The following is a 17,521-nucleotide window of genomic DNA, read 5'->3' as shown; positions in this document are numbered from 1 at the left end:
TCAGGACAGCCAGGGCGACTGGATGCCGAACGCGTCGGCGACGGCGCGGATCTCCTCCGGCAGCAGTCCCTCGCCCTTCCCACCGGCGAGCACGTTCATGTACTCGTACTTCGCGCCGGTCTCGGCATACTCGACCCGGTCGACCGCGCGGGTGACCGACACGTCGGAGCGGGACATGGTGCCGTGCTTGGACCACAGCACGATCTCGAACTCCCGCAGCCGGGCCACGTTCGCCTCCATCAACTGCGGCGAGCCGGGGACCATGAACTCCAGCACCCCGATGCCCTGCGACAGCGCGACGATCGACTCCGGCTCCCACCGCAGGATCGCCGTGTTCATCGCCCGGTCCGACCGGTACGCCGGAATGTGGCTCAGGTGCGTCAGGTGCGGCGGCTGCGCATGCACCACCGCGTGGAACGGCAGGTTCCGCCGTCCCACCTGGTCGTCGTGCACGCCCAGGTGGGAGTTGAACTCGCTCGTCAGCTTCTCGAACGCGCGCCGCGGGCTCGTGAGCATCTCCGCGTGGACACCGTCCGCGTCCACGATCACCGCGCCGATCGCGGCCACCGGGTCCTCGGAGATCTGCCGCAGCCGGCGTCCCGACCCGGTCACCAGCAGAGTGCGGCCGGCGAGATTGTGGGCGGGCAGGGGCAGCTGGATGCGCTCCGAGATCGGAAACACCTCCCGCACCCGCGGTAGCTCGTCGACGCAGATCGAGATGTTGCCGGCACCGGCCTCGCTCGCGTCGATCTCGCAGATCCGGGCGCCACCGGCACCCATGTTCGCGAGATACTCCTCGATCGTCGGTCGCGTCGTCATCGCCGGTTGTCCTTTCACGGGGGCTTGCGCCAGTGGTTGCGTGCAGCCCGAATGCTGAATCGTTTCAACCATGCTGGCGCAGCGCACCGACTGTGAGGACGCCGCGGGCCGGATCAAATCACACTCGACCGTGCACTCATCGTTTCCAGGAAGGCGTCATCGCGCGACGACCAACGTGCACCCTCACTTGCGCAGCGTTGTCAGTCCCCCGTCGACGGTGAACACGGTTCTCGTCGTCGATCCGGCGAGAGGCGAGGCGAGATTCGAAATGGCGAAGGCGACCTCCTCTGCGGTGACGAGCCGCCCCATCGGCTGCCGTCCACGCAGGTTCGCCGTGGTGGCGACAAGGTCATCCGAGGCGGAGAGGAGGCGCAGCACCCAGGGCGTGTCGGCCCTACCTGGTGCGACGGCGTTGACGCGGATGCCATCGGATAGGTGATCAGCGGCCATCGCATGGGTGAGCGCGATGACCGCCCCCTTCGTCGCGCTGTATAGAGCGCGGTTCGGGAGACCGTTCGTGGCGGCTACCGACGCAGTGTTGACGATCGCCGCACCGTCACGACGGTCCTCTCGAAGTACGTGTTCAACCCTCGCAAGGTCCCTGACTACGCGTGGAATCGGCCGATATGGCGTGCCACGTCATCGACGTGCTCGAGGGGATTGTCGAATCAAGCGCCACCGGGCGCACCCAGTCCGTGGCAAGCACCTTTGCCGTCCCTGAACGCTTGCGCGGTGACGAACGCTTCTGAACGGGCCACAACGGATTGGGAATGGGCCTCGCGTTTAGGCGTTGGGCAATGGGCGCCCGTTGAGCGACGCGCACCAATCAGACTTCAGAGTCTGGGCGGCGCTACACCTCGCCGATGACCTGACCCAGCTGCAGATAGAGCTCACTGACGGCGGGAGCGTTGACCCGATACCGCACCCACTGCCCGCGCGTTGCGACCTCGCGTGGAGGATCGGCGACCACGAGCTCGTGCTCGATTAGCTTAACGAGGGCCTTGGACACCGTCGGCGGGATGATGTCGAGCGCAGCGGCGATCTCCGCGCGGGTGGCGTCGGGGTGTTCGCGCAGGTAGCCGATGATCATGGCTCTGACCCGGTTGCCGAGAGCGTCGATGGGGTCCTCCGCGTGTTCGCTGTTCACGGGGCGGGTGTATCGAGGCACGGGATCATTGTCTCCCGTGCCGGGTGCGCTCGTCCAGCAAAGTGGATAATTTAGGGGTACACATCGGAAGTGTAGCGCTGTAGTATCCACTCATGTCAACGGCCAGCGTTCCTCGCACCGCACCTCGCGGCGGCGTCACGCTGTCCCCCGAATGGCCTACAGACTGGGTTTCTTCCCGGTCGTATGGTTTCTCTCCTACCGCGTCTGGGATCTCGAGAGTTATCCACAGACGTGCCGATCTGTCCTGCACCATCGTTGGTGCCGTGGCTAGCATCGGGCCCCATCACGACGGAAGCGGCCGGGTTCAGTGGCGGCGCGACGGTAGGGAGGACTCGAGATGATGTCTCGTCAGGGTCCTCGCCGCGCGGGTCTGGTGTGGGCGATCGTCGGCGGCGTCGTGCTCCTGGCCGGCATTGTGGCGCTGATCGTGAACGTGGCGATCGGTAGCCCTTCACCCTCCCCGACCGCTCCCGACAGCGGCACGGCGACTCCCCCGTCCGGGACGCCGTCCTCGAGTCCGGTCGAGCCGGGCGGTGCCGTTGTGGATTCGTCCGCCTCAGAGTCGGGGTGGGTTCCGGAGCCGGTGACGACAGACGCGGAGGAGTACGTGCGTGCCGCGTTGTCGGCGGTTACGACACTGGACACAACGCTGTCGTCCCGCGATGAGTGGGTCGGTTATCTCGATACCTGGTTCACCCCTGACACTCGATACGCGAGCCAGACCGACCGCCAGGATGAGCTCGCTGCTGCGCAGCTGGAGTTGCGGCATGCGGTGGTGTTTCCGCAGGAGATGTGGGATCAGATGGCGTCGCAGACGGGGCGTGTGGCGGGGTCTGTTCCGGGGGATGTGGTGTTGTCGGCGGCGCCGGAGGACGCGTCGGGGGACATGCGCATCGGGACTGCGGATGTGGAGATGGTGTTCACGCAGACGGACGGTTCTGGGGCCGAGTCGTCGTACACGGAGCAGGTGCGCGTGAGCGTGCAGGTGCTGTGTGGTCCGGAGTCGGTGCCGACTCCGGATTCTCCCCAGCGGGCTGGGGACTGCAAGGTGGTGCGGTACTTCACGGAGCCTGTGGAGGGCTGAGATGGGAGCCCCGGCCGCAGTCACTGCCCTCGCGAACACGAGGACCGGCCGGAAAGCAGTCACCGCGGTGCTGCTGTGTCTCGCGCTGCTGTGCGGGCTGATCCTCGCGCCGCTCGTGATGGTCCCGCTCGCCCTCGCGGGTTCGGCGACCACCGACCTCACGGTCAAAGCCGCGGGGACGGATGCGGCGATGCCGACGGTGGTCGGCGACTGGGGATATCCGCTGGCCGGGTCGTATTCGACGGGTCGCGGGTTCGGGTACCACCCGGTGAAGAACTGCGCGATCTGCCCCGCGAACCACTTCGGATACGACATGGACCAGCCCTGCGGTGCCCCCATCTACGCGGCCGGTCCCGGCCGGGTGATCAACGCCGGCCCGATGCCGGGGTGGGGCAACACCGTCCGCATCGACCACGGCGGCGGGGTCGTCACCCTCTACGGCCATATGCAGTGGGATTCGCTGCTGGTCGGAGTCGGTCAACAGGTGACCGCCGGGACCGTCCTCGGGTTGGAGGGGTCGACCGGCAAGTCGTCGGGCTGTCACCTGCATTACGAGGTGCAAGTGCGTGGGGTCGCGATCGACCCCGAACCGTTCATGGCCACCCTCGGCCTCCCCCTGAGATAGGAGATCCCATGTTCCACTCGATCCATCCACTGGATGTCGACGTCCCCGACATCGATCCCGACTTCAGCGCACCATGGCTACAAGGCGTGCAAGTGATCGCCTCGTACGTTCTCGCGACAGCGCTGATCGTGCTGCTGATCATGCTGATCCTCGCCGGCTGCTCACTCGCCTTCCGCGGACTCGCGTCCGATCGGATGCGGACCTGGGCGGGCGAGAACATCATGTGGATCTTCATCGCCTGCGCGGTCGTCGGCGCCGCATCCGGCCTGTTCCAGTGGTTCATCAACTTCGACTTCGGATTCTGATGAACACCCGGCGCGCCACCCTGATCCTCGGGATCCTGCTCGGCCTGCTGGCCGGCATCGGCGCGCCCACCACCGCCCACGCCGCCGAGGCGACGTCGCCCCGCCCGGCCGCAGTCGACGTCACCGGACAGACCTGGTCCGCACCCGCCTACCCCGTCACCTGCCGCGAAACCAGCAATCAGATCACCTGCACGCCTGAGAAGCCGTCGGACGTCAAGGCTCTCTCCTGCTATCTCGGCGTGATCGTGGGCGGCGCCAAGACCACGGTGTGCACCACCTACGAGGGTCATGCTCAGGCAATCCAATCGGCCGGAGGTAAACCCGCGACGGTGGCTTATGGATGCTCGATCGGTGACGTCGTGTGCGTGACCTTCGAGAACGCCGGTCGCGGCATCGCGCTAGCGGCGATGGGGATGATGTTCACCGTCGCGGACGCGATGAGGTTCGACACGTCGACGACGTTGTGGTCCGCGGCCGTCGGTGAGTGGTCGTTCTGGAATTGGGCCGTGCTGATCGTGCTGTTCATCGCGATGGTCTGGGCAGTCACGGCAGCCGTCGTGTCCGGTGACCGGTCCGAGCTGGTTGGCGCGGTCGTGCGCTGCTTCATCGCGATCCCCGCCGTCCCACTCACCCTCTGGGTTACGGGGCACGTGCTCAACAGTGTCGACGAGCTGACCTGGTACGTGATGAATCGCGAGGGCCCGTGGGAGTTGTTCGCGACACTGCAGAAGGTGATGTGGGCAGGTGGGTCGGCGAACTACTTCTTCGGATTCCTGATCCACGGGCTGCTGATGGTCTCGATGCTGCTGCTGATGCTGGTGTTCGCGTTCCGGAACATCGTCCTTGCCGCGCTGATCATGGTGGGCCCCGTCGCGTGGATGATCTTCCCCGTCCGCGGCATCGGCCCGCAGTGGGTGGTCCGATACGTGTCCGCCGTCGTGGTCCTCCTCCTGACCGGCCCGCTGACGATCGGGTTCGTGACGTTGATCGTGAATGGACTGGCGGGGGTGTCGACGATATGGGATCCGCAGTCCTGGCCGCTGCTGGTGGGGCTGGTGCTGGTCGCGTTCGCGCCGTTCGCGATCTTCGGGCTGTTCAGCTTCGTCGGCGCCGTCGCCGCCGACGGCGTCGGATCTGGCGCCCTCTCCCACGCCGGTCGGATGGCGCGCAGCGGCGGCCACACTGCGATCGCGATCCCGACCCGGCTGGGCGCGACGCCCGCCGGCATCGCCTCCCGCAGCGGCAGCGCATCGGCACCCCGACCTAGTGCGCCTATGGCCGGGGCCCAATCGTCGGGCGTGGCCGGAGCTGGCGCGCCGGCAATTGGACGTCCGACTGGGCCGGCCGCGACCGGCGGGCCGACAGGTGGACCTACCCCTCAGGGTTCAGCTCCGTCGCCGACCCCGATCCGTAGTGCGGCGCCGCCCGCGCCGCGGCCCGCATCCGCGCCTTCGTCGTCGTCTCCGCCGGTTCGGCCTGGTGGAAGGAGAACCCCATGAGCAGCACGACCGCCTCTGACCCGCACCGTCCGGTGCGTCTTCCCCGCCGGTCCCGGCAGGGCATCGTGCTCGGGATGGACCCGTGGCAGTTGGCGTTCCTTGCCGCCGCGGCGGCGACGGTGCTGATCGGGGTGAACCGGTTCGGACCCCTCGGCCTCGTTTACACCGCCCCTCTCTACCTGCTGCTGGGTGGCGCGTCGGTCGCGACCTGGCATGGGGTGTCGGCGCCGAAGATGGCGGGCCTGTGGGTGATGAAGCAGCTGCGACATGTCGCGGGTGCGACGGAGCAGAAGTTCCGGCCTGAGGCACCTCGGCTGGAGGGGACGTTGAACCTGCCGGGGGTGCGGGCGTCGATCCAGTTGTGGGAGTCGGGCGGGATGGCGTGCGTGTACAACCCGCACGACCGGACTGTGTCGGTGACGGCGGAGCTCGAGGTGCAGGGGTTCTTGATGCACGACTCCCCCGAACGGTACGACCTCGCCCAGCAGTGGTCGCGGGTGCTGGCGTCGTTCACGCAGCGGCCGGGGGTAAAGCGGGTGACGTTGCAGGAGCGGACCCTGCCCACCACGATCCGCCCCGCCCGCGACCACTACGACACGGTCCGCACCCGCCAGCACCTCGACGGAGACTCCCCCGTCGCGGCGAACTATGCGGCGGTGATGGACCGGTCGGAGCGGTTCGCGGTCGCGCACCGCAACTACCTCACCTTCACCCTCGATCTCGTCGCCCTCGGCGCACAGCTGAAGTCCCTCGGTGGCGGGCGCGACGCGATCATCACCCTCGCGACCATCGAAGCCGGCAACCTCGCCGACGCGCTCCACGCCGCCCGCATCCGGGTGCGGTCCTGGCTGAACCCGCGTCAGGTCGCCGCCCTCGCTCGGGTGGCGTTCGACCCGGACTTCGCCGCGACCGTGCAGAACCGCACCGGCGCGCTTCAGGAGGGCGTCGACCCGGCCGGGATCGGCCCCATGTATCTGGAGGAACCGAAAGGCCGCAATGGTGTCGTGCTCACCGATTCGGGTGCGCATTCGACGATGTGGATCCACGAATGGCCGCGTTCGGACGCTCCGGTCGGGTTCGTGTCGCCGTTGGTGTTCGCCCGCCACCCCGGCACGGGCGAAGCGGTCTCCCATATCTTCTCGATCGTTCTGACCCCGGTGCCGGTGAATCGGGCGCTGAAGCGGATCCGGGATGAGAAGAAGGTGTGGCGCGGTAACGAGCACCTCCGCGCGAAGCGGGGTGCGGACGGGTCGGCGGCGGACGCGGCGGACTGGGACGCGTTGGAGAAGCAGGAGCAGGAGATCGTCGAAGGTCACGGCGAGTTCCGGTACGGCGGCTACCTCACCATCACCGCCCCCACCGAGGAACAGCTGGATGCGGCGATCGCCGGTGCCCGCAACGCGCTGTCGCGCGCCGGGATGGAGGGGCAGATCCTGTACTGCCAGCAAGCCGAAGCGCTCATGGTCAACGCGCTGCCCGTCGGGTTGGGGATGCGGTGATGGGCCGCTCCTCGTTCTCCTTCGAACCCGGTGGACTTTCCCGGAAGGACCGCCGCGCCCTGCACCAGCAGACCCGCACCGGTGAACGCACCGACACCACACCCCACCGCACCCGCAAAGAACGATCTCTTCCCGAGCCCGCCGTTGCGGGCCCGTTCGGTCCCGGGATCAGCGCGGGTGGGTACTGGAATCTGGCGAAGGTGGGGGTGCCGGTGCATCAGGCGACGTCGCAGCATCTGGCGGGGATCTACCCGTTCGTCGCCGACGGCGGCCTCGGCCACCGCGGCCCCATCATCGGCGTCGACCTCAACGCCGACGCCCTCTGGCACTTCTCGCCCTGGGAGTCGTACGCCGACACCACCGACCGGGGCACGTTCTCCACCAACATCCTCGTCCTCGGCGCATACCGGTCCGGAAAGAGCGCGACGGTGAAGACGCTCGTGACCCGGTCGCTCGCGTTCGGACACCAGGCCGTCGTCCCCTCGGATGCGAAAGGGGAATGGGTGGTCGTCGCCGACGCGATCCCCGGCGGCACCGTCATCCGTCTCGGCGGCGGCACAACTGCACGTCTCAACCCCCTCGACCGCGGACCCCGCCGCACCGGCACCACCGACGAGCAGCACGAGCAGATGGTGAAACAGCGTCGCATCGCCACCCTCATCTCCCTCGTGCAGATGACCCTCGGCGGCACGAGGCTCACCGCCGTCGAACACGCCGTCATCCACGAAGCCCTCCACCGGTGCATCACCGCCACCGGCGACCGCCCCACCCTCCGCGGCGTGTATGAACAGCTCGGGGTGATCGCCGCGGACGCGACCGGTGACTTCCGGCTCGCCGAGGCGGCCGTCCAGCCGCGGTTCGTGCTGCGCCGGTTCGTCGACGGGGACCTGTCCGGGCTGTTCGAAGACGAGTCCACGGTGTCGTTCGACGACCAAGCCCCCATCGTCGTCGTCGACACCTCCGAACTGTTCGCCCGCGGGGATCTGGTCGCGCAGCTCACGCAGGTGTGCACGACGGCGTGGATCCAGGCGGTCGTGTCGGACCGGTCCGCGCACCGCACCCGGTACGTCATCCGCGAAGAAGGGTGGCGGGACATGACCTCGCTCGCGTCGCTGCAGATGTACCAGCAGTGGCTGAAACTGTCCCGCCATTACGGGATCAGCAACATCGTCATCCTCCACAAGATGGGCGACCTCGACGCCGTCGGCGACGCCGACTCCCAAGAACGCAACCTCGCCTACTCGATCGCCGCCGACATCGAGAACAAGTTCATCTTCCGCTCCAACACCCAAGAACAACACGCACTCCGCACCCGGCTGAACATGCCCGCACCCCACGTCGACATGGCCAGGCAGCTGCGGAAGGGCGAGTTCCTCGCATATGTCGGGCAGTACGCGTACCTCGTCGACTGCTTCGCGACCTCCACACCGTGGGAGTACGACCTGTTCCAAACCGACGACGCCCTCACCACCCCCGTCCGCGACACCGACACCACCCCACCCGCCGACCTCGACACCCTCTGGCCCACACCCACCAGCGAAACCACCGACCGAGTCGACGCGGAGCTGGACGGGTGGCTCACCTCCTGGAAGGAACTGTCATGACCACCAGCTCGTCACACGCGCGGGCGTTCGCGACCGTCACCGGCCCCACCGCCCTCTACACCGGCGCCGACGGCACCCGCCACACCGTCCACGACGTCACCGACATCCGTATCGCGATCCTCAAACACGCCACCGACGACGCCCGCCGCACCGGCAACCCCGTCGAACTCGTCACCAGCGGCGACCACGGCCGCCACCACCTCCTCGTCCAAACCGACGGCACCCTCACCCCCCTCACCGACCCCGCGTCCGTGACCGAGGTCAGGCTCGCCGAGTTCGACGACCCCGACCTCGAGGCCCCGACCACCGACGTGCCGGAGTCACGCACTACCGAGCTCCGGGAGTCCCCGACTCCGGTGCTCCCGGAGGGCCGGACCCCTGAAGTTCCAGACGCCGCAGCCGGGCTGACGGCAACGGTCGGCGGGCAGTTGAGCCGCCGCAGCTCCCGAGCTCCGGCCGAACGTGTCTCCTTCATCACCCCAACCACCGAAACTCCACCCGCCGCGACCGGGTGGCGCGGGTTCTTCGCCCGCATCGGGCTCCGCGTCGGCCCGTCCCCGTACGAGCTCGCCCGGAGCGAGTGGGAGCGGATGGTGTCGCGGCAGTGGGCGGGATGCCGCACCATCGCCGTCGTCAACGGCAAAGGCGGCGTCGGGAAGACGATGACGACCGCGATGCTCGCCGCCGTCTACGCCCGCCACGGCGGCGGCAACGTCCTCGCCTGGGACAACAACGACACCCGCGGCACCCTCGGCTGGCGCACCGAACCCGGCCTCTATGACACCACCATCCGCGACCTACTCCCCGCCGCCCACACCCTCCTCGACCCGCACACCGGCGTCTCCGACATCACCCGATACGTGCATCACCAGGGCGCGGACCGGTACGACGTGCTCCGCTCCAACCCCGAACTCCTCGCCGCCGACCAACGCCTCGGCACCGACCAGTTCGACCTCCTCATGAAAGTCGCCGCCCGCTTCTACCGGCTCGTCGTCTTCGACTCCGGCAACGACGAATCCTCCGACCGGTGGATCCGCATGATCGACTCCACGAGGCAGCTCGTCATCCCCACCCTCGCCTCACCCGAATCCGCCGAATCCGCCCTACTGCTCCTCGAAGCCCTCCGCGACCGCAGCAACGCCTCCCGCGACCTCGCCGATGACGCGATCGTCGTCGTCACCCAAGCAGAACCCCACGACGCCGCCCACGTCCGCGACATCGCCGCCGGCTTCACCCCCCACGTCCGCGCCGTCGAAACCATCCCCTTCGACCCCGCCCTCAAATCCGGGCCCCTCCGCTTCGAGAACCTCCGCTCCACCACCCGCGACGCCTGGCTCCGCGTCGCCGCCACCGCAACCGACACCCTCTAACCCCGGGAGGCCGTGATGAACGAAGCAGCCATCGGCAAAGCCATCGCCATCGGCATCGCGATCGCCGTCGTCCTCAGCCTCGGGCTCGCCGCCGTCACCGCCCTGGTCACCCTCATCGCCTGCGGGTCGCCCGCCGAACCCGACATGCTGTTCTCCCCCCTCTGGCTCGCCTTCACGGGCGACCCCGATACCTACGTCCCGAACGACGCATGCCCGCTCCCGGTTGCGGCGATCCGGATAGCGGATCTTGTGGCGATCGTACTGATCGTCGCGGGCGTGATCGCGGCGTGGGTTTGGTACGCCCGGTATCAGGAGTCGGATCAGGCGTTCATCGCGGACCTTCGCGTCCGGCCCGGGTTCGCGACGTCGGCGGAGATCCGCCGGCACCTGTCGGCGAAGGCGGCGCTGCGTCGCGCCCCGCAGCTGCGCCGAGACATGACCGCACCGAACGCCACCGACGTCGGCTGGCGGGTAGGCGCCTCCCGCGGAATGGACGTGTACGTGTCCATAGAAGACTCGGTCGCCCTCGAGGGACCGCCACGGTCGGGCAAGGGGTACCGGGTGCTGATCTCAGCGATCCTCGACTGGTCCGGGCCCCTCGTCACCACCTCCACCACGAACGACAACCTGACCGCGACGATGCGGATGAGGCAGCAGCGTGGCGACGTGTACGTCTTCGACCCACAGGGGCTCTCCGGCATCCGCGATACCCTCCGCATCGACCTGATCGCCGGCTGCGAGGACCCGCTGATCGCCACCCAGCGTGGCATGGCGATCGTGACCGGTACCGCCCTGGGACGCAGCAGCCAGAACGAAGAATGGGCGCAAGCGGCCGGAATCATCCTCAGCCGGCTACTGCACGCCGCCGCAGTCGGAGGCGGGAGCGTGGACGATCTCTACGAGTGGGGATCCAGCCCGCACGCCGCCGGCACGACCGCCGTCGACTATCTCCGTGACAGCGGAGCACCGGGTTGGGCCGAGAGTCTACAAGCGACCATCAACGGTGACGAGAAGCTGCTCTCCTCTATTTGGTTCGGTGTACAAGGCGCGGTAGCGCCGCTGGCGGTGCCGCAGGTACGGGACAGCCTCAGCCCGCGACCCGGGGACCGGGTGTTCGACCCTGTCGACTTCCTCAGCGGCCCCAACACGCTCTACCTGATCGGGTCCGCCGCCGGATCGACGGCGATGGGCGGCTGGATCAGCGCCCTCCTGGACAACATCGTCGAAGTCGCCCGCACCCGCGCGCTCGCCTCCCCCGGATCCCGACTGCCGCATCCGCTCGGGCTGACCTCGATGAGATCGCGAACATGTTCAGATGGGCGAACCTCCCCCGCACCATGGCCGATGGCGGCGGCCGCGGCATCTGCACCTTCGTCGTCCTCCAAGCCCTCTCCCAGGCTGAGACCGCGTGGTCGCGTGCCGAAGCGGACACCATCTGGGCGGCCGCGACCGCGAAAGTCATCCTCGGCGGCGCGTCCCACGTCACCCATCTTCGCGACATCGAAGCACTCCTCGGCTCCCGCGACACCCGCCGGCAGCAGAAGTCATGGTCCACCGACCGCGCCGGACACAACACCACCCTCCTCAACGAACGGCTCCCGCTGATGTCGGTCGACGAGATCCGCCGGATGCCGCCGGAGGTCGGGCTCCTCGCCTACCGGAACCGACGCAGCGTGCTCCTGGACCTCACCGGCTGGGACCGTCGCCGCGACGCCAGGGAGATCAAGTCCGGCAAGGCCACCACCGAGCAAGAGCAACTGGCGACCTTCGGGAGGCCGACCCCGATCCCCATTGCCGAGGAGGCGGAATCATGACCAACGATCCGAACGCCGCAGTCGTCGGCGGCATCGCCCGAGAGGTCGCCAGCGGCCCACGCCGCGGCCCTAACCCGGGCCTCGATCCCACCCAGTACGCCTCACGCGTCGTGGATTGGCAGACCCTCACCGATGACCGCGCACCCATCGAATGGGCCGCTCTGTTCGCGTTCACCGAGTGGTTCGTCTTCTCCTTCGACATCCCCACCAGCGTCGTCCCCAATTGTTGGTGGCAACACCGTCCCCTCGTTGAGGAGCTCTCTGCGCTCCGGGCGGCCAGGCTCCTCTATCTCGATCCCAGCAACCACGGCGAAGGGCCCTCGACCTTCCTGCAACTGGTCGCCAATGCGATGCCCCGCATCACTCGAGTCGGCGGCGGATGCACTCGCGAGCACCACGCCCCCACACCCCGCTACTTGCGGGACGGCACCGACATGGACAAATGGACCGCGTGGGTCACCCAGTCCCACGCTCACCCGGGCGCCGCACCGGTCGCCCCTGATGAAAGGAAATGAGCAATGTCGACCAAGATCCCGGTCACGATCGAGGGAAACCTCACCGGCGACCCCGAGCACGGCCAAGCCGACGCCGGCCGGTGGACGCGGTTCACCGTCGCCGTCAACGACCGCCGCCTCAACGAGATCACCCGCCTGTGGGAAGACGCCGGCACCGTCTTCCACCGTGTGGTCGTGTTCAACCAGCAAGCCAGCCACGTCGCCGCGTCCCTCCGCAAGGGAGACTCGGTCGTCGTCGCCGGCGAACTTCGGTTCGGCACCTACGTCGACAAGGAGACCGGCAACAGCCGCGAAACCCGCGACATCGTCGCCGACAACGTCGGCGCCTCGCTGAAGTTCACCAACGTCGGAATCGACCGCGCCCCAAAAGCTAACGGCCCCGCTGCAACGGGGCCGGTAGCAGAACCGACGCGATACGCCGACTCCTCGCTCACCCGCTGATCCGGAACACACCAGGGCGGGCGAGAGTCACAGGCTACTCTCGCCCGCCCACCCCGTCGATCCCACCCCACGCCGGCGACCACCGGCCACCGTGACGAACACCGAAGAAGGACCCCATGAACATCCCCGTGAGCGCCGCAGTCGGCATCCTCGCGTTCATCTGCCTCGCACTTGCCGTCCAGCTCATCGCGGCCCTCGCCGCAGTCATCACATTCCACCCCCGCGCGGCACTGCGCCACACCCTCACGAGCGGCGCTCTCCTGGCCATCGGCACCGTCATCGCCGTCATCCTCGGCGCCACCACCGCCCCCACCGACTACTTTCCGGCCTGAACCGTCGGCGATCAGCGACGGGCTTCAGCGCACCTCGATCGTCTGCCAGATGACGTCGGCCACGCACAAGCCGGCCTCGGTCTCTCGATAGAGGACATCCGTCGGGACCTCCTCACCGGAAAGCGCACTCGCCGATAGCCCCTCGAGGTTGATTCTCCATGTCGCGTCCACCCCCGGCGCATCAATGACCGTCTCCGGATCGGACTGCTCCGGCTCACCCGCGCTGAGCCCTTCCCACACTCCCGCATCACCGAACACGGCCGCCGTATCTTCGCAGGCGAGAGCGTCTTGACAGCTAGCGTCAGCCGCGGCGATCAGCTGCTCGGTGGTGTCGATCACGCGTGCACCATCGGACCCCCACACCAGCGCGTTGATCGAACATCCGGTCAGAGCGACGAGGGACGCAACCGCGATGCTCAAGGCCAACAGAGGACGTGGGTTCTTCACGCGGCCAACCTATCGGGGCCGGCGACGACCCCGGCCGAACTCACAGGCACCTCTGCGCTCCCGCACCCGCGAGTCCGCATCGCTCAATCGCAGGGCTCCGTCGCGGCTCTCTCACGCGTAGCAGTGGTGAACGTGCCAGCCCTCCGCGCCCGGGTAAACGTCGAACACGAAGCTCTCCCCCGTCTCGTCCGTCGCCTGGAATCGCCACCCGTAGAACCCGCGGCCGGTGCCCGGTTCAGTAGCCCACACGCTGTCGCGGATCCGGGTCGGCATGTCGGTGACTTGCCAACGTCGGCCGGCATAGAACATCCGAGTCGGGATGTCGTCGTCCATCCATAAGGTGAGATCGTGTTCTACATGCACTTGAACCATGGCTATCGAGTGTAGAACATTACTTCTACACTCGATAGTGCTCGGAGCGACTCTGGGCGGGGCGAGATCGGAGCGTGGGAGATGGGGACGAGTCGCCGCTATGCCGCCTCGGTCGACCGCGACATGGACAAGCGCATCCTCGGACGCATCGCTCATTCCGGGCCCCTGCAGACACTGACGGCCGAGGAGCTGCAGTTGGATCGGACGCCGGTGACCATCGATCCGCAACCGTCCAAGGTACGGGCCTGGGTGCGGTTTGGGCCGGCATCGGCGGAGGTCGATGCTGAGGCCTGCAGGTGGACTGACCGCGCCGTCGCGATCCGGTTCCTCGTCGAGGATCAGGAGCAGCGTTGCTGGGTGTGGCGCGGTGCCGTGAGGGACTTCGCTACCGGCTGAGCCCTCCGCTGCGGCTGGGCGTCGGCGCCACGCTCACTGCGGGTGGCGGTGGCTCCGACGCGATGGGCGCCGGGTTGAGCAAGCGCGCACACAGGTTCTCCGCCGCTTCGCGCCGGGAGGACAGCAGCACACGCAGCGCCTCCCTGTCCGCCACGTCCGGTGCCACCGCGTAGGCAGTGCGGGCGTGGCTGAGCGCATCGGCGGAGGCGGCGTGGGCGTCGGCAGCGGCGAGGGCAGCCGTGGCGTCGCTGATCCAGGCGCCCAGATGGGCGAGTTCGCTCTCGACGGGATCGTGGGCCGCGCGCCCCAGTTCGGCGCGGGCGGCACGTTGGGAGTCGTCGAGGGTGATCTCGGGAGCGCCTCGCATCATCATGTCGGCGAGGACGTCTACCGGTACCTGGTGGGGTGAGACCAGAACGATCGCCTCGTTGCGGTGGCGTCCACGGGTCATCCCGACATAGAGCCCCGCAGCTCCGACGCCGGGCCCAACGACGCCGAGATCGGTGGTCTCGCCTTGGACGCCGTGCACGGTTGACGCGTAGGCGAGGTGGAGGTGATCGGCGGCGTAGTCCGGTGTGACGATGCGGACATCGAGAGGATCCGCCGGGTTCTGGAGCGTCAGAGTCGTCGCGTCGATGGCGGCTACGGTCCAGATGGCGCGGTTCTCGACGTCGAAGGCGGTGTCGTTGCGGCGGGTCTGTACGGTGTCGCCGACGAGGATGCGCTGTTCGTCCATGCCGACCGCGATCGAATCCAGGGTGAGTTCGCCGCGGTCGAGGCGCCGCTGTTGGATGGCGTCGTTGATGGCGTCAGCTTCGTCGTTGGTGGCCGTCACGAGCGCGATGCGCTGATGCGTGTCCGTCGCTTGGAAGTACCGGTCCACCATCATCTGGCGTGCCGCACCGGCGTGGGTCACCACGGATACTTCGCCGCGCGCCTCGAGCTGCTGCGCAACCAGGACGGCTTCCTCGCGCGACGCCGGCTCCCGAAGCCGGAGAGTCAGCGCCGCATACTCGGGATCTCGGAATCGGTGGACGGCCTTCAGTTCCACTACCGCGCCGCTGCGACGGGCCATGCATCCCATCGCTCCCGAGTGCCCGACCGGTAGGGCTTGCAGGTGGTCGCCCACCATCGCCAGTTGCGCGCCGGTCTCCTCGGCGACGATCGCCAGCGCGCGCGCCGTGTGCAGGTCGACCATGCCCGCCTCGTCGATCACGATCCGATCCCCTGGTCGCAATGGGTAACGGCGCGGCCCCGCGTAGACACCCAGCTCTTCGACGTCGCCGACGGATGCCCGGGTCCACTGCTCCATGCCGGCGTCGTCATATCCCCACCGCCAGCCGTAGTCGGCGAGCAACGCGTGGAGGCTGGAGGCGGTCGCGCCGATCTCGCGGGCGGCGACCGAGGCGGCCTTCTTCGTAGGAGCGACGACCACCATACGGCGCCGTTGCAGCCGCAGCGCTTCACTGGCAACGCGGAGCATCGTTGTCTTCCCCGCCCCAGCAGGACCGGTCACGGTCACCAGCCGGTTGGTGCCGGCGATCACCCGCGCCGCGTCGACCTGCCCCTGATCGAGGGCATCCGTCACGACCGTGTCCGAGACCATCCCGACCACGTCGGGGGTGAGGTCGGTGCCGGCCTCGTTCAGCCGGTCGAACCGCGCCGCCAACTCGATCTTCAGCTCGGCGGTGTGGCGAGCCATGAACGCCTTCACATGCTGCGGGCGATCCGGATCCGCGCCCAGCAGGTCGACGACCTCCGCAAGTGCGCCCGCAACGACGTCATCGATCAGCGGTTGCAGTGCGTCTCGAGTCGCAACGATCCCGGAGGCGGCAACGGCGCGCGTGGCACCGGCGCGGACATCGACCATGCTGAAGCGGCCTCCCGACGCAGACGAACGCTGGTCCGCATCCACCAGCGCCATCATCATCAGCAACTCACGATCCAGTCGCGCCAGGACGCTCTCCCCCGCGGCACGCCGAGCGTCCTCGAGCAGCATCGGATCGATCGCCGCGATTTCATCGCGGATGAGCTGGGCCCAGTCATCCTCGTCAACGTACTGCGGTTTCGCCGGCCGGTCCTTCGACCAAGCGAACCGGTCGATCTGCCGCAGCACCTCCCAGTCCGGCTCCTGACCAGGATGCGCCGCACGCCACCCGGCGAGCTTCACCGCACGGTTCGCCTCGATCTGATTCGCCCGCCGCGACAACGGCCGCACCGCATGCGCGACCTCCGCAACCTCACCCGCCGCATCGAGCGTGTAACCGTGCCGCGCCAACGCACTCACCCACTCAGGATCGGTGCGCGCCGCGAGCTCACCCTCCGCGTTGATCAACGTGTGCAGCTTCATCGCGACCCTGGAGTCGACATTCGACCACGCGCCGTCTCGTCCCTGCACCTTCACGCTCAGCCACAGATGCCGATGAATGTGAGGGTCCAGGGCACGCGATCGCCGGTGCTGCAGCTCGACCACCTCTAGCCGGTGGATGCCCTCACGGAACCGCCCACCGGCGCCGCGGCGCGCGTTCAGCTCGCGCTGCCAGATCCGAATCACGCGATCGCGAAGGCGGTCTTGCAACGCCTCGAACTCCGCCGCCAAATCCTCATGCAGCAGCGCCACCAGGCTGAACGACTTCGGCGCATTGATCGTCCCGTCCAGAAGCAGGTCCGCCTGCGGCGACGACAGGTCACGCCCACGCCGCGTCCCCGACTCCGGATCGAACCCATCCACCCACTGAGTCAGCTGCTCGCGGGTGAGCTCGTCCGAGACGATCAACCCCTCCGTGACCGCGAACCGTGTGACCGTCCGTTCCGTGGAGTCGCTGTAAGCGGCAAGCGCCTCCACCCCGCTCGACAACCGCATCGACGCATCACACGAGCCCTCCAGCGCGTACGCCATCGCCGACCGCACCCCGTGCGAATCAACCCCGCGCTTCCAGCGCTCCAGCCCGCCGCGCATGCGCCCACCATACGCTCAATCCGCATATCCGCGCCACGGATACACAGAAAGTGCCTGCGTGCATTGCTGGTTCCTTTGCTGGTCGATGTCAGCGAGCTCGACGCGGGTTCCGAAGAGGAGTGACCGCGACAGCGACGTAGACCAGGGAGGTGCCTGACGCGCCAACTGGCGCGCGTTTGGCGCACCGCTTTTGCGACTTCGACCGAACGGGTCATCTGAGACACCGCCGCCAGCTCGTCCGATCTACTCATCAGACAACTACTGCGCGGACG

The 17,521-nt window shown here is 68.0% G+C and carries 17 protein-coding genes and 2 pseudogenes; 13 read left to right on the top strand and 6 right to left on the bottom strand.

The window, feature by feature from the left end:
* The 3 genes and pseudogenes from C7474_RS02395 to C7474_RS02385 all read right to left on the bottom strand — a co-directional run bounded on the left by C7474_RS02395 (position 1) and on the right by C7474_RS02385 (position 1,966).
* Positions 1 to 819 (bottom strand): class II aldolase/adducin family protein, encoded by an 819-nt coding sequence (locus C7474_RS02395; RefSeq protein WP_121057296.1) that lies wholly within the window; start codon positions 817 to 819, stop codon positions 1 to 3.
* Positions 820 to 1,002: 183 nt separating this feature from the next.
* Positions 1,003 to 1,395, bottom strand: a pseudogene (locus C7474_RS02390) (SDR family NAD(P)-dependent oxidoreductase); the annotation flags it as partial.
* Positions 1,396 to 1,669: 274 nt separating this feature from the next.
* On the bottom strand, positions 1,670 to 1,966 hold the full coding sequence (locus tag C7474_RS02385; protein WP_121057292.1) for a helix-turn-helix domain-containing protein: 297 nt from the start codon (positions 1,964 to 1,966) through the stop codon (positions 1,670 to 1,672).
* Positions 1,967 to 2,324: 358 nt separating this feature from the next.
* Between C7474_RS02385 and C7474_RS02380 the strand changes: the two genes are divergently transcribed.
* From C7474_RS02380 to C7474_RS02325, 12 genes and pseudogenes are all read left to right on the top strand, one after another.
* Positions 2,325 to 3,071 carry a hypothetical protein gene (locus C7474_RS02380; RefSeq protein WP_147436667.1) on the top strand — a complete coding sequence of 249 codons (747 nt, stop codon included), beginning with the start codon at positions 2,325 to 2,327 and terminating at the stop codon, positions 3,069 to 3,071.
* A 67-nt stretch (positions 3,072 to 3,138) separates the two neighbouring features.
* Positions 3,139 to 3,696, top strand: coding sequence for a M23 family metallopeptidase (locus C7474_RS02375; RefSeq protein ID WP_158597290.1), 558 nt, complete (start codon positions 3,139 to 3,141; stop codon positions 3,694 to 3,696).
* A gap of 8 nt (positions 3,697 to 3,704) precedes the next feature.
* Positions 3,705 to 4,001 (top strand): hypothetical protein, encoded by a 297-nt coding sequence (locus tag C7474_RS02370; protein WP_121057286.1) that lies wholly within the window; start codon positions 3,705 to 3,707, stop codon positions 3,999 to 4,001.
* Entirely contained in the window at positions 4,001 to 5,500 is a 1,500-nt protein-coding gene (locus C7474_RS02365) for a hypothetical protein (protein ID WP_121057284.1), read from the top strand. The genes C7474_RS02370 and C7474_RS02365 overlap by 1 nt, the downstream gene beginning before the upstream one ends.
* Positions 5,497 to 6,999 carry an SCO6880 family protein gene (locus C7474_RS02360; RefSeq protein WP_121057282.1) on the top strand — a complete coding sequence of 501 codons (1,503 nt, stop codon included), beginning with the start codon at positions 5,497 to 5,499 and terminating at the stop codon, positions 6,997 to 6,999. Before C7474_RS02365 ends, C7474_RS02360 begins: the two co-directional genes overlap by 4 nt.
* Complete coding sequence (locus C7474_RS02355; protein WP_121057280.1) at positions 6,999 to 8,603, top strand: hypothetical protein; 1,605 nt, start codon at positions 6,999 to 7,001, stop codon at positions 8,601 to 8,603. The genes C7474_RS02360 and C7474_RS02355 overlap by 1 nt, the downstream gene beginning before the upstream one ends.
* Positions 8,600 to 9,973: a ParA family protein gene (locus C7474_RS02350; protein WP_121057278.1), complete on the top strand. Its 1,374-nt coding sequence runs from the start codon at positions 8,600 to 8,602 to the stop codon at positions 9,971 to 9,973. The genes C7474_RS02355 and C7474_RS02350 overlap by 4 nt, the downstream gene beginning before the upstream one ends.
* 15 nt (positions 9,974 to 9,988) lie before the next feature.
* Positions 9,989 to 10,612, top strand: a pseudogene (locus C7474_RS15430) (type IV secretory system conjugative DNA transfer family protein); the annotation flags it as partial.
* 668 nt (positions 10,613 to 11,280) lie between these two features.
* Positions 11,281 to 11,787: a TraM recognition domain-containing protein gene (locus tag C7474_RS15425; RefSeq protein WP_121057274.1), complete on the top strand. Its 507-nt coding sequence runs from the start codon at positions 11,281 to 11,283 to the stop codon at positions 11,785 to 11,787.
* Positions 11,784 to 12,302 (top strand): hypothetical protein, encoded by a 519-nt coding sequence (locus C7474_RS02335; RefSeq protein ID WP_121057272.1) that lies wholly within the window; start codon positions 11,784 to 11,786, stop codon positions 12,300 to 12,302. Before C7474_RS15425 ends, C7474_RS02335 begins: the two co-directional genes overlap by 4 nt.
* A 3-nt stretch (positions 12,303 to 12,305) precedes the next feature.
* Positions 12,306 to 12,743 carry a single-stranded DNA-binding protein gene (locus C7474_RS02330; RefSeq protein ID WP_121057270.1) on the top strand — a complete coding sequence of 146 codons (438 nt, stop codon included), beginning with the start codon at positions 12,306 to 12,308 and terminating at the stop codon, positions 12,741 to 12,743.
* Between the two features lie 116 nt (positions 12,744 to 12,859).
* Complete coding sequence (locus tag C7474_RS02325; protein WP_121057268.1) at positions 12,860 to 13,075, top strand: hypothetical protein; 216 nt, start codon at positions 12,860 to 12,862, stop codon at positions 13,073 to 13,075.
* Positions 13,076 to 13,099: 24 nt separating this feature from the next.
* Here C7474_RS02325 and C7474_RS02320 read toward each other — a convergent pair whose 3' ends face one another.
* Positions 13,100 to 13,414 (bottom strand): hypothetical protein, encoded by a 315-nt coding sequence (locus C7474_RS02320; RefSeq protein WP_147436666.1) that lies wholly within the window; start codon positions 13,412 to 13,414, stop codon positions 13,100 to 13,102.
* 219 nt (positions 13,415 to 13,633) lie between these two features.
* Positions 13,634 to 13,855, bottom strand: coding sequence for a hypothetical protein (locus C7474_RS02315; RefSeq protein WP_241965061.1), 222 nt, complete (start codon positions 13,853 to 13,855; stop codon positions 13,634 to 13,636).
* A 162-nt stretch (positions 13,856 to 14,017) separates the two neighbouring features.
* Here C7474_RS02315 and C7474_RS02310 point away from each other — a divergent pair, with 162 nt between their 5' ends.
* Positions 14,018 to 14,290, top strand: a complete 273-nt coding sequence (locus tag C7474_RS02310) for a hypothetical protein (protein WP_241965060.1) — start codon at positions 14,018 to 14,020, stop codon at positions 14,288 to 14,290.
* On the opposite strand, the gene C7474_RS02305 is transcribed toward C7474_RS02310, so the two are convergent.
* Positions 14,280 to 17,249, bottom strand: coding sequence for an AAA family ATPase (locus C7474_RS02305; RefSeq protein ID WP_241965059.1), 2,970 nt, complete (start codon positions 17,247 to 17,249; stop codon positions 14,280 to 14,282). The genes C7474_RS02310 and C7474_RS02305 overlap by 11 nt on opposite strands.
* Positions 17,250 to 17,521: the final 272 nt, after the last annotated feature.

This window comes from Microbacterium telephonicum, from assembly GCF_003651225.1.
Taxonomy (GTDB): Bacteria; Actinomycetota; Actinomycetes; order Actinomycetales; family Microbacteriaceae; genus Microbacterium; species Microbacterium telephonicum.
Note: the sequence above shows the minus strand (reverse complement) of the source record. Positions and strands in the feature narration are given on the sequence as shown.

Bases quoted from the DNA above. Each gene is read 5' to 3' on its own strand.
- C7474_RS02310 (WP_241965060.1), top strand. From the start codon at position 14,018: ATGGACAAGCGCATCCTCGGACGCATCGCTCATTCCGGGCCCCTGCAG.
- C7474_RS02330 (WP_121057270.1), top strand. From the start codon at position 12,306: ATGTCGACCAAGATCCCGGTCACGATCGAGGGAAACCTCACCGGCGAC.
- C7474_RS15425 (WP_121057274.1), top strand. From the start codon at position 11,281: ATGTTCAGATGGGCGAACCTCCCCCGCACCATGGCCGATGGCGGCGGC.
- C7474_RS02325 (WP_121057268.1), top strand. From the start codon at position 12,860: ATGAACATCCCCGTGAGCGCCGCAGTCGGCATCCTCGCGTTCATCTGC.
- C7474_RS02355 (WP_121057280.1), top strand. From the start codon at position 6,999: ATGGGCCGCTCCTCGTTCTCCTTCGAACCCGGTGGACTTTCCCGGAAG.
- C7474_RS02335 (WP_121057272.1), top strand. From the start codon at position 11,784: ATGACCAACGATCCGAACGCCGCAGTCGTCGGCGGCATCGCCCGAGAG.
- C7474_RS02365 (WP_121057284.1), top strand. From the start codon at position 4,001: ATGAACACCCGGCGCGCCACCCTGATCCTCGGGATCCTGCTCGGCCTG.
- C7474_RS02380 (WP_147436667.1), top strand. From the start codon at position 2,325: ATGATGTCTCGTCAGGGTCCTCGCCGCGCGGGTCTGGTGTGGGCGATC.
- C7474_RS02315 (WP_241965061.1), bottom strand. From the start codon at position 13,855: ATGGACGACGACATCCCGACTCGGATGTTCTATGCCGGCCGACGTTGG.
- C7474_RS02305 (WP_241965059.1), bottom strand. From the start codon at position 17,249: ATGCGCGGCGGGCTGGAGCGCTGGAAGCGCGGGGTTGATTCGCACGGG.
- C7474_RS02395 (WP_121057296.1), bottom strand. From the start codon at position 819: ATGACGACGCGACCGACGATCGAGGAGTATCTCGCGAACATGGGTGCC.
- C7474_RS02360 (WP_121057282.1), top strand. From the start codon at position 5,497: ATGAGCAGCACGACCGCCTCTGACCCGCACCGTCCGGTGCGTCTTCCC.
- C7474_RS02350 (WP_121057278.1), top strand. From the start codon at position 8,600: ATGACCACCAGCTCGTCACACGCGCGGGCGTTCGCGACCGTCACCGGC.
- C7474_RS02370 (WP_121057286.1), top strand. From the start codon at position 3,705: ATGTTCCACTCGATCCATCCACTGGATGTCGACGTCCCCGACATCGAT.